Annotated in this window: 12 protein-coding genes; 3 read left to right on the forward strand and 9 right to left on the reverse strand. The window is 62.3% G+C overall.

From position 1 onward, the window contains the following. Positions 1–303 precede the first annotated feature (303 nt). Positions 304–702, forward strand: a complete 399-nt coding sequence (locus tag JYG34_RS25905) for an acyl-CoA thioesterase (protein ID WP_003253317.1) — start codon at positions 304–306, stop codon at positions 700–702. 73 nt (positions 703–775) lie between these two features. Continuing rightward, on the forward strand, positions 776–1,672 hold the full coding sequence (locus JYG34_RS25910) for a D-hexose-6-phosphate mutarotase (protein ID WP_213658929.1): 897 nt from the start codon (positions 776–778) through the stop codon (positions 1,670–1,672). Between the two features lie 148 nt (positions 1,673–1,820). Here JYG34_RS25910 and JYG34_RS25915 read toward each other — a convergent pair whose 3' ends face one another. From JYG34_RS25915 to JYG34_RS25935, 5 genes are all read right to left on the reverse strand, one after another. Further along, on the reverse strand, positions 1,821–2,354 hold the full coding sequence (locus tag JYG34_RS25915) for a DUF3299 domain-containing protein (protein WP_213658930.1): 534 nt from the start codon (positions 2,352–2,354) through the stop codon (positions 1,821–1,823). Between the two features lie 51 nt (positions 2,355–2,405). Continuing rightward, positions 2,406–2,651 carry a GlsB/YeaQ/YmgE family stress response membrane protein gene (locus JYG34_RS25920; RefSeq protein WP_011536441.1) on the reverse strand — a complete coding sequence of 82 codons (246 nt, stop codon included), beginning with the start codon at positions 2,649–2,651 and terminating at the stop codon, positions 2,406–2,408. 96 nt (positions 2,652–2,747) lie between these two features. Further along, the gene (locus JYG34_RS25925; RefSeq protein ID WP_213658931.1) at positions 2,748–3,830 is read right to left on the reverse strand and encodes a 5-(carboxyamino)imidazole ribonucleotide synthase; all 1,083 of its coding nucleotides are present in this window, start codon (positions 3,828–3,830) and stop codon (positions 2,748–2,750) included. A 10-nt stretch (positions 3,831–3,840) separates the two neighbouring features. Continuing rightward, positions 3,841–4,332 carry a 5-(carboxyamino)imidazole ribonucleotide mutase gene (gene purE, locus JYG34_RS25930; RefSeq protein WP_011536443.1) on the reverse strand — a complete coding sequence of 164 codons (492 nt, stop codon included), beginning with the start codon at positions 4,330–4,332 and terminating at the stop codon, positions 3,841–3,843. A gap of 170 nt (positions 4,333–4,502) precedes the next feature. Continuing rightward, the gene (locus tag JYG34_RS25935; protein WP_011536444.1) at positions 4,503–5,432 is read right to left on the reverse strand and encodes a LysR substrate-binding domain-containing protein; all 930 of its coding nucleotides are present in this window, start codon (positions 5,430–5,432) and stop codon (positions 4,503–4,505) included. 181 nt (positions 5,433–5,613) lie between these two features. Here JYG34_RS25935 and aspA point away from each other — a divergent pair, with 181 nt between their 5' ends. Continuing rightward, a complete protein-coding gene (gene aspA / locus JYG34_RS25940; protein ID WP_186652961.1) occupies positions 5,614–7,038 on the forward strand; it encodes an aspartate ammonia-lyase in 1,425 nt (474 codons plus the stop codon). Positions 7,039–7,128: 90 nt separating this feature from the next. Here the strand turns inward: aspA and JYG34_RS25945 are convergent, their stop codons facing one another. Genes JYG34_RS25945 through JYG34_RS25960 form a run of 4 tightly spaced genes read right to left on the reverse strand, consistent with a single transcriptional unit; the run spans position 7,129 to position 12,992 of the window. Continuing rightward, on the reverse strand, positions 7,129–9,321 hold the full coding sequence (locus JYG34_RS25945) for a lipase family protein (protein WP_213658932.1): 2,193 nt from the start codon (positions 9,319–9,321) through the stop codon (positions 7,129–7,131). 8 nt (positions 9,322–9,329) lie between these two features. Then, positions 9,330–10,112: a hypothetical protein gene (locus JYG34_RS25950; protein WP_213658933.1), complete on the reverse strand. Its 783-nt coding sequence runs from the start codon at positions 10,110–10,112 to the stop codon at positions 9,330–9,332. A 1-nt stretch (position 10,113) separates the two neighbouring features. Beyond that, positions 10,114–10,938, reverse strand: a complete 825-nt coding sequence (locus JYG34_RS25955; protein ID WP_213658934.1) for a DUF4123 domain-containing protein — start codon at positions 10,936–10,938, stop codon at positions 10,114–10,116. After that, complete coding sequence (locus tag JYG34_RS25960; RefSeq protein WP_213658935.1) at positions 10,935–12,992, reverse strand: type VI secretion system tip protein VgrG; 2,058 nt, start codon at positions 12,990–12,992, stop codon at positions 10,935–10,937. The genes JYG34_RS25955 and JYG34_RS25960 overlap by 4 nt, the downstream gene beginning before the upstream one ends. Positions 12,993–13,176 lie beyond the last annotated feature (184 nt).

Raw genomic sequence — 13,176 nt, forward strand, 5'->3', positions numbered from 1 at the left:
AGGCAGCGAAGATAGCAAATTGCCGAGCCGCGCTCATAGCGGTACAAAATCCGTACAGATATTCATCAATGTACGGTCGTCGCTGGCTGTGTGGGTATATATACTGCCCGCTCGTAGGAAAAGGTTGCTTGTATCAAGGGATATTGTGCGAAAACGTCGGTCAGAATCGTCGGACTGTTTCGCAGAGTCTCCCTTTGGCCGCCCCTGAAGCGAAATCAGCGTAGTATGTGTGTTGCTGAATCGTTTTTATGGCGTCCTTCACTGCGCCACCCACGAAGCGTCACGGGTCAGAGGCCCCACGGCATGATTGAGCTCGAACAAGAAGATCCTATCCCGCAAGGCGACCTGGCCCTGCAGATCACCGCACTGCCGCGCGAAACCAATGGTTTCGGCGATATCTTCGGCGGCTGGCTGGTCGCCCAGATGGACCTGGCCGGCACCGCCATGGCCAGCCGCGTCGCCGGTGGCCGGGTGGCCACGGTAGCCATCGACCGTATGGCCTTCCTGGTGCCGGTGGCCGTTGGCGCGCAACTGTCCTTCTATACCCAGACCCTGGAGATCGGCCGCAGCTCGATCCAGATGATGGTCGAGGTGTGGAGCGACGACCCGCTGTCCAGCGAATGGCGCAAGGTCACCGAAGCCGTGTTCGTGTTCGTCGCCATCGATGGCAGTGGCCGCACCCGCTCCGTGCCTCGTCGCTGAGCCACGCGGGCGTTAAACTCATGGCAGGTCACCGGGTCCAACGGCCCGACAGGCAACCAATGAGACGAGTGCAATGGCTAACTTCCAGGTCGACACCGAGCAACACGGCGAACTCAACTGCTGGCGCATTACCAGCGAACACGCCGAACTGCTGATCGCCCAGCAGGGCGCGCAGGTCCTCAGCTACCAGCGGATCGGCGAGCCGCCACTGCTGTGGCTGAGCGACCAGGCCATCTTCCGCCAGGGCAAGTCGGTGCGCGCCGGCGCGCCGGTGTGCTGGCCGTGGTTCGGCATCTTCGAACGCAACCCCGCTTCGGTCAAAGCCATGTACAAGGGCGAGCAACCGCCGGCCCACGGCCTGGTGCGCGGCCGCGACTGGCAGTTGCTGGGTGTCGAGGAAGCCGGCGACACCTTGCGCATCGAGTTCGCGCTGCCCGAAGCTCAGGGCGATCTGCCGGGCTGGCCGCACGAAGTGGAGCTCAAGCTTGTGGTGGAGCTGGGCCAACAGCTGAAGCTGACCCTCACCAGCTATAACCTCGGCAACACCGATGTCACCCTGAGCCAGGCCCTGCACAGCTACTTTGCCGTGAGCGACGTGCGCCAGGTGCAGGTGGAAGGCGTGGACGGGCTGACCTACATCGAAACCCTGGCCAACTGGGAGCAGCGCCAGCAGCAGGGCAATCTGGGGTTCGCAGGCGAGACCGACCGCATCTACCTGAACGCCCCTGAGCGCCTGGCCATCGTCGACCCGCACTGGAACCGGCGCATCACCCTGCAGGCCGGCGGCTCACGCACCGCGGTGATCTGGAACCCCTGGACCGATCGCGCCCGCGACCTGCCGGACATGGCGGACGATGGCTGGCAACGCATGTTGTGCATCGAGACGGCGAATGTGATGGATGACGTGGTGACGCTCAAGCCGGGGGCCAGCCATTCGATGAGCGTGGCGATCGGTAGCGAACCGCTCTGATCTGAAGTTTCCAGGGCCCGTGCCGGCCCTTTCGCGGGTAAACCCGCTCCCACAGGTTATCGGCTCCTGCAGGTACAGCGCTGAACCAGAGGTCAGCATGCTCCCTGTGGGAGCGGTTTTACCCGCGAAGAGGCCGGCACAGGCGAAATCAGAGATCAGCATCCTCCACCACCCTCACCTGCCCCGCATCCAACGCATACGCCGCATCCGCCAGGTCATTGCTGACCGTCTCCACCTTCAACAGGCCGGTCACCCACAACGGCGTATAGATATCGTCGATCTTCAACCCTTTCGGATAACGCACCAGCACCAGCTGGTTCGGCGGCGGCGGCGGCACGTGGATGCAGGCGCCCGGGTACGGCACCAGGAAGAACAGCGTGCTGTTGCCCTTGGCATCGTTCTCCAACGGCACCGGATACCCGCCCAGGCGGATCTGCTTGCCGTTCATCGCGGCCACGGTCTTGGTCGAGTACATCACCGCCGGCAAGCCCTTGCTCTGCTTCAGGCCGCCCTTGGCGGTAAAGGTCCCTTGGGCTTCCGGGGAATCGTGGTCGATCTCGGGCATCTGCTCGAGGGCTTTCTGGTCCGACTTGGGCATCAGCTCCAGCCAGTCGGTCTCGGGCAATTCGGCATGGGCCAGGGCGCTGGCCAGCAGCAGGGGAACCAGGAATAACACACGCATGGGAATGCTCGGCAACTCGGGGATTGAATTGCCGGGCATTCTAACGTGTGTTCAGCTCTTCTTGATGAAGCCGTAGATCACCAGGAGGATGATCGCGCCCACCAGGGCTCCGAAGAAGCCTGCGGCCTGGCCGGCCTGGTAGATGCCAAGGGCTTGCCCGCCATAGGTGGCGGCCAGGGAGCCGGCGATGCCGAGGAGGATGGTCATGATCCAGCCCATGCTGTCGTCACCCGGTTTCAGGAAACGCGCCAGCAGGCCGACGATCAAGCCGATGAAGATGGTTCCAATGATGCCCATGGCAAACCCTCTGTGATGAACATGAAACATGCCAAAGCCTAGTCAGCGCTTTGGCATGTTGCCATCTCAGAGCGGCATTGCCGGCCAGAAGTTCGCTCAGCCGGCGATCAACGCCTCTACTTCGGCAATCTTGGCCTTGAGGGTGGCCATGTCCTGGCACCGCAGGGTGGCGTGGCCGACCTTGCGTCCGACCTTGAAGGCTTTGCCATAGTGGTGCAGGTGGCAGTCGTCGATGGCGATGACCTTGTCGACCGCCGGCACTTCGCCGATGAAGTTGAGCATGGCGCTCTCACCCACCTTGGCGGTCGAACCCAGCGGCAGGCCGGCCACGGCGCGCAGGTGGTTCTCGAACTGGCTGCATGCGGAGCCTTCGATGGTCCAGTGCCCGGAGTTGTGCACGCGCGGGGCGATCTCGTTGGCCTTCAGGCCACCGTCGACTTCGAAGAACTCGAACGCCATCACACCGACATAGTCCAGCTTCTGCAGCACGCGGCCGACGTAGTCTTCGGCCAGGGCTTGCAGCGGATGTGCATCACTGGCCACCGACAGTTTCAGGATGCCGCTTTCGTGGGTGTTGTGCACCAGCGGGTAGAAGCGGGTTTCGCCATCGCGGGCGCGCACGGCCACCAGCGACACTTCGCCGGTGAACGGCACGAAGCCTTCCAGCAGGCACGGCACGCTGCCCAGTTCGGCGAATGTATCGACCACGTCTTCGGGCTTGCGCAGAACCTTCTGGCCCTTGCCGTCATAACCCAGGGTGCGGGTCTTGAGCACGGCCGGCAGGCCGATGCTGGCGACAGCGGCGTCCAGGTCTGCTTGCGAAAGAATGTCGGCGAAGGCCGGGGTCGGAATCCCCAGGTCGCGGAACATGCTCTTCTCGAACAGGCGGTCGCGGGCGATGCGCAGCGCTTCGGCGCTCGGGTAGACCGGCACGAACTGCGAGAGGAAGGCGACGGTTTCAGCCGGCACGCTCTCGAATTCGAAGGTCACCAGGTCGACCTCGTCGGCCAGCTGGCGCAGGTGGTCCTGGTCGCCGTAGTCAGCGCGCAGGTGCTCACCCAGCGGCGCGGCGCAAGCGTCCGGGGCCGGGTCGAGGAAAGCGAAGTTCATGCCCAGCGGGGTGCCCGCCAGGGCCAGCATGCGGCCCAGCTGGCCGCCACCGATTACACCGATCTTCATAGCGTCAACCTCAAGCCTGGCGCGGGTCTGGATTGTCCAGCACGGTGTCGGTCTGTTCCGTGCGGAACTGCTTGAGCGCCGCGTGGAACTGCGGGTACTTGGCGCCCAGGATGCTCGCCGACAGCAGCGCGGCGTTGATCGCGCCGGCCTTGCCGATGGCCAGGGTGGCTACCGGCACGCCGGCCGGCATCTGCACGATCGACAGCAGCGAGTCGACACCCGACAGCATCGACGACTGCACCGGCACGCCCAGCACCGGCAGGTGGGTCTTGGCGGCGCACATGCCTGGCAGGTGGGCGGCGCCACCGGCACCGGCGATGATCACCTCGATGCCGCGGCCGTCGGCCTCCTCGGCGTACTGGAACAGCAGGTCCGGGGTACGGTGGGCGGAAACCACCTTCACCTCGTAGGGAATGCCGAGTTTTTCCAGCATATCGGCGGTGTGGCTAAGGGTGGACCAATCGGACTTGGAGCCCATGATCACGCCAACCAGTGCACTCATCGTCGAGCCTCTTCGCTTGTGCGCCCGCAGGCGCGTCAAAAAACAACAAGCCACGCGGGACGACCGGCGTGGCTTGTTTGCTGATCTGGACCGGAGCTGTCCGGTCGAAAGGCCGCGCAGTATACCGCAAGGGAGTGCGTTTAAGGCACCCCGGCGACCAACTGTCGCCCTTATTTTTCGGGGGTTTGGCTGACTTTCGGGTCAACTGAACCACCCTCCAGCTTGCGCCACAGCAACCGCACGTTGGCCTTGCGCACCAGGGCGCAACGATAGAGGCGGATTTCCAGCGGCACATGCCATTGGCTGCCGCCACAGATCACCAGTTCGCCACGCTCCAGCTCGCCGCGCATCGACAGCTTCGGCACCCAGGCAATGCCCATGCCTTCGAGCGCCATGCTCTTGAGACTGTCGGCCATCGCGGTTTCATAGACAGTGGTATAGCGCAGGTTGCGCTGGCGCAGCAGCAGGTTGACTGAACGGCCGAGGAAAGCGCCGGCACTGTAGGCCAGCAACGGCACGCTGCCCTCGCCTTCCAGGTCGAACAAGGGCTTGCCGTCCGGCCCCACGGCGCACACCGGCAGCATCTCGGTGTCGCCCATGTGCAGAGAAGGGAAGATTTCGGCATCCATCTGCAATGCCGCGTCCGGGTCATAGAAGGCCAGCATCAGGTCGCAACCACCCTCGCGCAAGGCATGCACCGCATCACCGACGTTGGTGGCCACCAGGCGGGTGGCGATGTTCAAGCCGTCGTTGCGTAACTGGGCCACCCAACGGGGGAAGAAGCCCGAGGCCAGGGAGTGTGCCGCCGCCACCTGGATCACCTCGCCCTGCCCGCCTTCGAGGTGATGCAAATGGCGAAGAACTTCGCTCAACTGGTCGACAACGGTGCGCGCGGTGACAAGAAATAGCTGACCGGCCTCGGTCAGTTCGATGGGCGTGCGGGAACGATTCACCAAGGTCAGCCCCAGCGCCGCTTCCAGGCTTCTGATGCGTCGGCTGAACGCCGGCTGGGTGACGAAACGGCGCTCGGCCGCCTGCGAGAAACTGCGGGTGGAGGCCAGGGCACTGAAGTCCTCCAGCCATTTGCTTTCGAGGTTCATCGACTACTCCGCAACGCGTGCACCAAAATGGAACACGCTCGATTGTCAATCGGCGTCACATCAAACCGTATGCCGTTTGCGCATAGGTTAGCGTGCAACAGCATTGGCTGCAAAATCCGGGCAGCCCTAGGATTGGCGCCATTCCGGCAGGTGCCGGGTCAAAATCGAGATGATATCCATCATGTCCTCCGCTGCATCGTTCCGCGTCGAAAAAGATCTGCTTGGTACCCTTGAAGTCCCTGCCGATGCCTACTACGGCATCCAGACCCTGCGCGCTGCCAACAACTTCCACCTCTCCGGCGTTCCGCTGTCGCACTACCCGAAACTGGTAGTGGGCCTGGCGATGGTCAAGCAGGCTGCTGCTGACGCCAACCGTGAGCTGGGGCACCTGAGCGATGCCAAGCACGCTGCCATCAGCGCAGCCTGCGCCCGACTGATCAAGGGCGACTTCCACGATCAGTTCGTCGTGGACATGATTCAAGGCGGTGCCGGCACCTCCACCAACATGAACGCCAACGAAGTCATCGCCAACGTTGCGCTGGAGCACATGGGCCACCAGAAAGGTGAGTACCAGTACCTGCACCCGAACAACGACGTGAACATGGCGCAGTCGACCAACGACGCCTACCCGACCGCGATCCGTCTGGGCTTGCTGCTGGGCCACGACGCCCTGCTGGCCAGCCTCGACAGCCTGATCCAGGCCTTCGCCGCCAAAGGTAAAGAGTTCGACCACGTACTGAAGATGGGCCGCACCCAGCTGCAGGACGCCGTACCCATGACCCTGGGCCAGGAATTCCGCGCCTTCGCCACCACCATGACCGAAGACCTGCAGCGCCTGCGCTCGCTGGCCCCGGAACTGCTGACCGAAATCAACCTGGGCGGCACCGCCATCGGTACCGGCATCAACGCCGACCCGGGCTACCAGGCCCTGGCCGTGCAGCGCCTGGCCACCATCAGCGGCCAGCCGCTGGTGCCCGCCGCCGACCTGATCGAAGCCACCTCCGACATGGGCGCCTTCGTGCTGTTCTCCGGCATGCTCAAGCGCACCGCGGTCAAGCTGTCGAAGATCTGCAACGACCTGCGCCTGCTGTCCAGCGGCCCGCGCACCGGCATCAACGAGATCAACCTGCCGGCGCGCCAGCCAGGCAGCTCGATCATGCCAGGCAAGGTCAACCCGGTGATCCCGGAAGCCGTCAACCAAGTCGCCTTCGCCATCATGGGCAACGACCTGGCCCTGACCGTCGCCGCCGAAGGTGGCCAGCTGCAGCTGAACGTGATGGAACCGCTGATCGCCTACAAGATCTTCGACTCGATCCGCCTGCTGCAACGCGCCATGGACATGCTGCGCGAGCACTGCATCGTGGGTATCACCGCCAACGAACAGCGCTGCCGTGAACTGGTCGAGCACTCAATCGGCCTGGTCACCGCCCTGAACCCGTACATCGGCTACGAAAACGCCACCCGTATCGCCCGCGTCGCCCTGGAAACCGGCCGCGGCGTGCTGGAACTGGTGCGCGAGGAGAAGCTGCTGGACGAAGCGATGCTCAACGACATCCTGCGTCCGGAAAACATGATCGCTCCCCGTCTGGTTCCGCTGAAGGCGTAACCCAGACCACTGCAAAACGTCTCACCAGGTCGAGGGACTAGACACCTCTCAACCTTTCAAGGGCCCGAGCGCACGCTCCGGGCCCTTTTTTTATATCAAGTTCAGGGGGTCCGACGGATCGCTCTCGGCATCGAGCATGGCGAGGATCTCGTCGAAGGACACTTTGATTATCGGTGGCTCGCTTAAGGGTAGTTCGGCGGGGACCATGGCAAGCTGCTCTTCACGGTTGTTCACGTCATGGGCGTGCCAGCGGGCGAGTACGGTTTCGAGTTCGGGGTGATTGGCGAGCGAGCCGTAGACCTGGGCTGCGGTAACGGTGGTGGTGGCGAGTGCAGAAAGTCGCGTCAGGGTGGCTTCGAGGCGGCGGCGCTCCTCCTGCATGATTTGCAGCCGGTTTTCGAGTTGGCGACGGTGTGGATCCGCCTGCTTGATCGACGCCTGCCTACGCTGGAGCTGGTCATCGAATGAAACCAGCAGTGCGCGGATCAGCGATAGTTCACGGCGGGTGACAGGGGGCGTGTTGGCCAGCAGGACCTCCTGATGGCGGCGTAATGCGGCCCAGCAAGCGGGAAGATACGCAACCATGAAATGGTCACCGATCCTGAACAGTTGATCCATGAAATCCATACGTTCGGGCAGGCCGTATTCGTGCCGCAGCATGCGGTTGCAAAGCGCTTGCTCGGTGATGGTGCGGCAGCCGGGCGTCCACAGCACGGCGGATTGACGGCCCGGTGCGAAGGGAATGCTCATGAAATGGCGCAATTCACCATGGTGTTCGTAGGACTCGGCCAGCTCGAAACCGAGGCTGGTGAGAACCGTCTTGACGCCCAAGGGCGCTTGCATATGAGCCTGTGCGACATCCTGGCGGACCCGCTCGAAGGGGCGGTGCATCCAGCTGCCTGGGAGACTGGGGACCGGGTCGTTGTCGTTGACGATGCGGTGATGGACCAGATCGGCGGCGCCTTGCATGAAGGTGGTGTCGCCAGCACGGGGGGCGCCGTAGGTGTAGAGTTGGATGTCGATACCTTCTGTTTGGCGGCGAAGCATTTCTGCGAGAAGCAAGGCGACCGCACCACCAAGGCTGTGGCCGCAGATGACCAGTTGTTGATCGGTATGGAACCTGTCCATGTACTCCCGGACGAAATCATAGGCTTGCGTGGCGGATTCATAGAATCCTCGATGAACTCGACCTTCCCCTTCACTGAACTCCACCTGTAACGCATCTGCATCTCGAAGCGCATCGGCCATGAATTCGCTGGTACCCCGGATTGCTATCAACATCTGATCAGGCGTGTGAACAATAAATGCTTGAGTATCCGTTGCGTTGAACCGATTTCTGTCATCAAGAAAATGAAGCTTGGCGGGATGCTCTTGAAGATCTCTCTGTTCCGGATGGTTGTAGGGATACAGGTCGGGATCAAAAGGCGCGATTTCCCATCGCTGCGAGTACGGTACGTCTTCATAAAACGGGTAGAACGACTGCGTCAGTTTCGTATCGACCCTCCAGATCTCCCTGAATGCACTCAGCGACTCGGCAAACCAGTTGCCAACGCTGGGCTCAAGGGGAAAGCTGACCGTCGATGCCCGGACCGGGTGCCCCTCCGGTTCTTGCCCGAACGGCGAATAGCTCAGCGTGGCCATGAGTGCCAGCTGATACATATTCAACACACAAAAACCTGGATCCTTCGAAAGCGCCAACCGCAAGGCGCGCAGGGGGCGGACTTCCAGCACCGTGTGCTGGTTGGGCCTCAGGCACACGCCGTGGGCACCATGCCCGCGCATGAGTTTTTTTGCGTGTTTCTCAGGAGGAAAGTTAGATTTCGTCGCAGGTGGTAGATGACAGGTGTACTGAACGAGGTCACGCACCTCCACTTGGAGAAAGTGGTCGCACAAGGCTTGAGCTGGGTTGTCCAAGAACCGTGAGCCATCTTCACGTCTGAACCGAGTAGCTTCTGCACGAACTTGCAGCTCCGTAATTTTTAAAGGGTAAAATTTTCTCTCGGTCAAAGTCGTATAAACTTCATCGACACCGATATAGCTTGTCAAAAGTGTAACAACCAACCCTCCACTATAGTGCGCTATAACAGTACCCTTCCCTTGAACATCCAGCACCCCTTGATAAGTCACTCCCTCCCGATCGATTGCTTCATAGCCTAGCCCTGCATATGGCTCGCCTTGTCCAAACTCATCGACTAGCTGAAAGCTGGTCCGGCAGTCCTGTATAGGGCAAGCGAAAATTTTCGAGTTAATGGGTAATGACAATTCGCCCACGACATCTTTCATAATAACTGCTACTCCTTACACCCAGGATGAATTGTGCAAATTTCGCCATTCGGCCCCGTAAAATGACTGAAATCAGATGTATTACCTCTGCAAAAGGCATAAGGATCTTCAAAACCTTTACCCATGCATCTTTTCCACCCGTTTGGAAATTTGACCCACCTCCCGCCTTCGCCCGGCTCCTCCTCTTCAAGCAAACGAACATTCATTTTTATGGTCTTCCCCGGTAATTGATCCAATGTATAAGCGGCATACACTATCCCTAATCCGATTTCTCCACGACTGACATCCTGCCGACAACTCAGCATCTTTCTTAATTGTCGTTTTTTACCCATCGTTCTGAATTTCCAATGACACTCACCATAAAAAGTATCTTCATAGTTATTTTTTAATTCGCGTTTGTTTTTACCTTCGTACTCCGCGTAAATATGCATACCCGCACGCGTAGAGCTATCCGTCCTATTGACTCGGGTTGCCTCTGACCACCGTGCAAATATCTTTATCTCGACAGTTTTCAAGACCATCTGACAGCCCTTTATCAGGGTGCGTATTTGAATCTCTATTTCTGGTTTGTACTCTCCCAGCCAAGGCCGGTTATATTCCGGCATGGTGCGTGTCCAGTCTGTGACGGTACATGGGGTACCGGGCTCCGGTTCATAGAGTGCGCCCGCCCAATAAGAAAAATTCGGTGGTAACTCCCCCACCAGCGTGAAGGTATTCGGTTGCCATTCAGAGCAGCTGGTCTGCAGTAATGCAGCCGCTACAACAACTCCTCGCTTCCTCCAAGACTTCATTTCACGTTCTCCCTTGCTCTAATGGCGCAATCCGTCGCATTCGCTGAAAATGTGCCTCGGGCGTTTCCTCCGGCCACCGCACCCAATCCTCCCCGACCCTGAACCCCGGCGAGCGCAGGCTACTGAGCAACAGAAACTCCAACTGCGCGGACGTCTCCCAACCCCAGGCGTTGGCCTGCTCCAATCGCCTCCCAAGCCAGGCTTCGTGGTCCTGTTCGCTCGCCAGTTGCAGATAGCGTTCGTAGTCATGCCTGACCAGGTAGCGGTCAGCATTCACAAACAGCGTCACCTCGGCGGCAGGTGCCGGCACCTGCAGCCAGGCCGGTTCGGAGGGCACGGGGTAGCTACCGGGGGCCGGGTTATCCACAACCCGCCAGACATCCGTTTGCCAGTAACAGAGGCTGAGGGTCGGCCCGAGGTAGGCCGGCAGTTCAGCCGGAGCCAAGACATCCAAGGCACGAGCCAGCACACGGTTGTCGTGAAAGCGGTACAGCCCGTGCCCAACCATCAGCCGTGCCCGCCAATGACTGAGCCAGCCCGCCCAGTCGCCGGGCGCCAGGCTCGCCAGCCAACCCCAATGCGTCTGCGGCGCCGAAAGGTCCGGCTCGGCCAGGCGCAGTTCGGCATCGCCCACCAGGAACGCGACCGGCCCGGCACCGGCCAACTGGGCTGCCGGTGTCTGGTTGTACAAGGCACTCCAACGGTCGCTGCCCAACGTCGCCATCAACACTTGCCGAGTGCGAGCTTCGCCATCCAGCAGTAGGGCAACCTCGCGGCCCTGGGCACGTTGCGCGGCCATCCACAGCCACGGATCCTGATTGCTCATCGAACACCTCCAAGCGGCGGGCACTGGCCATTGGCGCAGGCCTCGCAGAGCGGGCAGTAGTCCTGGTCGGCCTGCTTGCTTGCAGCGACCAGGGCCAGCATCACTGGCGCCACCACCTTGGGCAGCGCGGCTGGCCCTTGGCTGCCCGCCAGCTCGGGCGGCAGCGGTGCCACCGGCTGGCTGGCCGCCGGCGCCCCACCGATCTGGATCGGGCTGCTGCAGAAGATGCCCGCGCCATTGACCACCAGGTGCTGCCCGCCAACCTTGAGGGTGATGCTGGCACCGCCCTCCACCACCACCTCGCCGTCCGCCGACACCTGCACCTGACGCCCGGCATGCTGCACCAGCACCGTGCCCACACGGGTCTGGCTGCCCTGCTCCACCACCAGGTGGTCGCTGGCCCGCACCAGCACCTGCCGATGCCCACCGACGGTGCGCTGCTCCTCGGCCTCCAGGGTGACCCGGCTGGCCCCTTTCACCCGCACCTCGCGCCGGCCGCCGATCGCCTCGTGGCTGTCGTTGCCCACCTGCCGCTCGTAGTCGCGCTGGGCGCGCAGGTACAGCAGCTCCTGCCCCGCGCGGTCCTCCATGGCCAGTTCGTTGTAGCCCCCGCCACCACCCAGGCTGCGGCTGCGCAACACCGTGCGACTGCGGTATTCGGGCAAGGCATAGGGTGGCGGGTGCAGGCTGTCGGGCAGGCAGCCGCTGACCACGGGCTGGTCGGGGTCGTTGTCGAGGAAGCTGACCACCACCGCCATGCCCACCCGGGGCAGCGTGACCGCGCCGTACCGGTCGCCGGACCAGCTGGACAGCACCCGCAACCAGCAACTGGTGTGTGCGTCGCCGCGGCCTTCGCGGTCCCAGTGGAACTGCACCTTGACCCTGCCCAGGGCGTCGCAATACACCTCCTCGCCGGGCGGGCCGGTAACCCTGGCCACCTGGCAGCCGGGCACCTGCGGCCTGGGCCGGCTCAGCGGCGGGCGGAACAGCACGTCCCAGGGGATGGCGTCGAAGGTGTTGCTGTAGCGCGTCTGCGCGTCGGCTGTGGCGTGCTCCTCGAGCACCTGGGGCTGGTGGCCCTCGTGGTGGACGTGGGTGAGCAGCCACAGGTCGTTCCAGGCCTCGCGGGGATGGTCGGTCAGTTGCAGCAGGTGGCCGCTGAGCAGAAACGCCGCGTCGCTGGCCCCTTCGGCCAGGCAATGGTTGAAGCGACAGCGCTGCAACGCGCGCTTGCTCAGCGATGCGCCCCGCTGCTGGTCGAGGGTCTGGCGCAAGCCGCCGGGGTAGGCGTAGTGCTCCAGGGGCAGCACCTGGGCCTCGCCGGTGCTGCTCGGGTAGGCCAGTGGCAGCGCGGCCTTGCGAAAGTCGTGGTCACGCAGCTCCACCTGGTTGACCGCGGTGCGCACGCTCACGCCGAACTGGCTGACCACCTGGGTGTCGGCCCGCAGGCCGGTGGGGGGATGAAAGCCCAGGGCGCGCCCGAGGCGGGGGAAGTGCGACTGGTGGTCGGCGAACACCACGCCGTGGCCCTGGCGTGAATGCGTGAAGTGGTAGTGGATGCCGTCTTCCTGGCACAGCCGTTCGATGAACGCCAGGTCGCTCTCGCCGTACTGCACGCAGTACTCGCGCGGTGGGTAGGGTTCTTCGAGGAGGAAGCGGTAGCTGTCACCCAGCAGCCCGTGCTCTTCGAGCACCTGGCCGATGATCTGCGCCACCGTGCGTTGCTGGAAGACCCGCTGGTTGGTGCGCAGGCCCAGCCGCGCCAAGCGTGGCTCCAGCCGGGCGTGGTAGTGCGTGAGGCGGTCGCCGATGACGCCCTGGCGAAAACGGCTGATGACACCGTGGATACCGCAGTCCAGGCCATCGAAGGCGAGAAAGGCCGGTTGGTTGAGCATCCGCTCGAGCGGCAGGCGGGCATTTTCGCTGACCAGTTCGAGCTCGAAGCGGAAGAGCCTGCTGATGTATTCGTCGCCGTCGAATTTCAGGACCTGAAGCTCAGGCAGGACTGCCGGTACATGAAACCGCAGGCGGTCGGGGGGTAATGATTCGAACATCCGTTGTCCCTGGTTGGGCCACCTTGGCCGGGGTGCAACATCGCCCCCTGCAAAGTGGGGAAAACCGCCAAGCTAGCCGAACTTCTCCACCAGATATGCAGGACCGATCTGAGCTCGCGTAGGAGCTTTCCTTGAAGGCTGTAAGGCATTTACCAAGCCACGAGGCACGCAAATTGCTGCTGAT

The sequence above is a fragment of the Pseudomonas entomophila genome, from assembly GCF_018417595.1.
GTDB lineage: Bacteria > Pseudomonadota > Gammaproteobacteria > Pseudomonadales > Pseudomonadaceae > Aquipseudomonas > Aquipseudomonas entomophila_C.

Bases quoted from the DNA above. Each gene is read 5' to 3' on its own strand.
- JYG34_RS25905 (WP_003253317.1), top strand. From the start codon at position 304: ATGATTGAGCTCGAACAAGAAGATCCTATCCCGCAAGGCGACCTGGCC.
- JYG34_RS25910 (WP_213658929.1), top strand. From the start codon at position 776: ATGGCTAACTTCCAGGTCGACACCGAGCAACACGGCGAACTCAACTGC.
- JYG34_RS25915 (WP_213658930.1), bottom strand. From the start codon at position 2,354: ATGCGTGTGTTATTCCTGGTTCCCCTGCTGCTGGCCAGCGCCCTGGCC.
- JYG34_RS25920 (WP_011536441.1), bottom strand. From the start codon at position 2,651: ATGGGCATCATTGGAACCATCTTCATCGGCTTGATCGTCGGCCTGCTG.
- JYG34_RS25925 (WP_213658931.1), bottom strand. From the start codon at position 3,830: ATGAAGATCGGTGTAATCGGTGGCGGCCAGCTGGGCCGCATGCTGGCC.
- purE (WP_011536443.1), bottom strand. From the start codon at position 4,332: ATGAGTGCACTGGTTGGCGTGATCATGGGCTCCAAGTCCGATTGGTCC.
- JYG34_RS25935 (WP_011536444.1), bottom strand. From the start codon at position 5,432: ATGAACCTCGAAAGCAAATGGCTGGAGGACTTCAGTGCCCTGGCCTCC.
- aspA (WP_186652961.1), top strand. From the start codon at position 5,614: ATGTCCTCCGCTGCATCGTTCCGCGTCGAAAAAGATCTGCTTGGTACC.
- JYG34_RS25945 (WP_213658932.1), bottom strand. From the start codon at position 9,321: ATGAAAGATGTCGTGGGCGAATTGTCATTACCCATTAACTCGAAAATT.
- JYG34_RS25950 (WP_213658933.1), bottom strand. From the start codon at position 10,112: ATGAAGTCTTGGAGGAAGCGAGGAGTTGTTGTAGCGGCTGCATTACTG.
- JYG34_RS25955 (WP_213658934.1), bottom strand. From the start codon at position 10,938: ATGAGCAATCAGGATCCGTGGCTGTGGATGGCCGCGCAACGTGCCCAG.
- JYG34_RS25960 (WP_213658935.1), bottom strand. From the start codon at position 12,992: ATGTTCGAATCATTACCCCCCGACCGCCTGCGGTTTCATGTACCGGCA.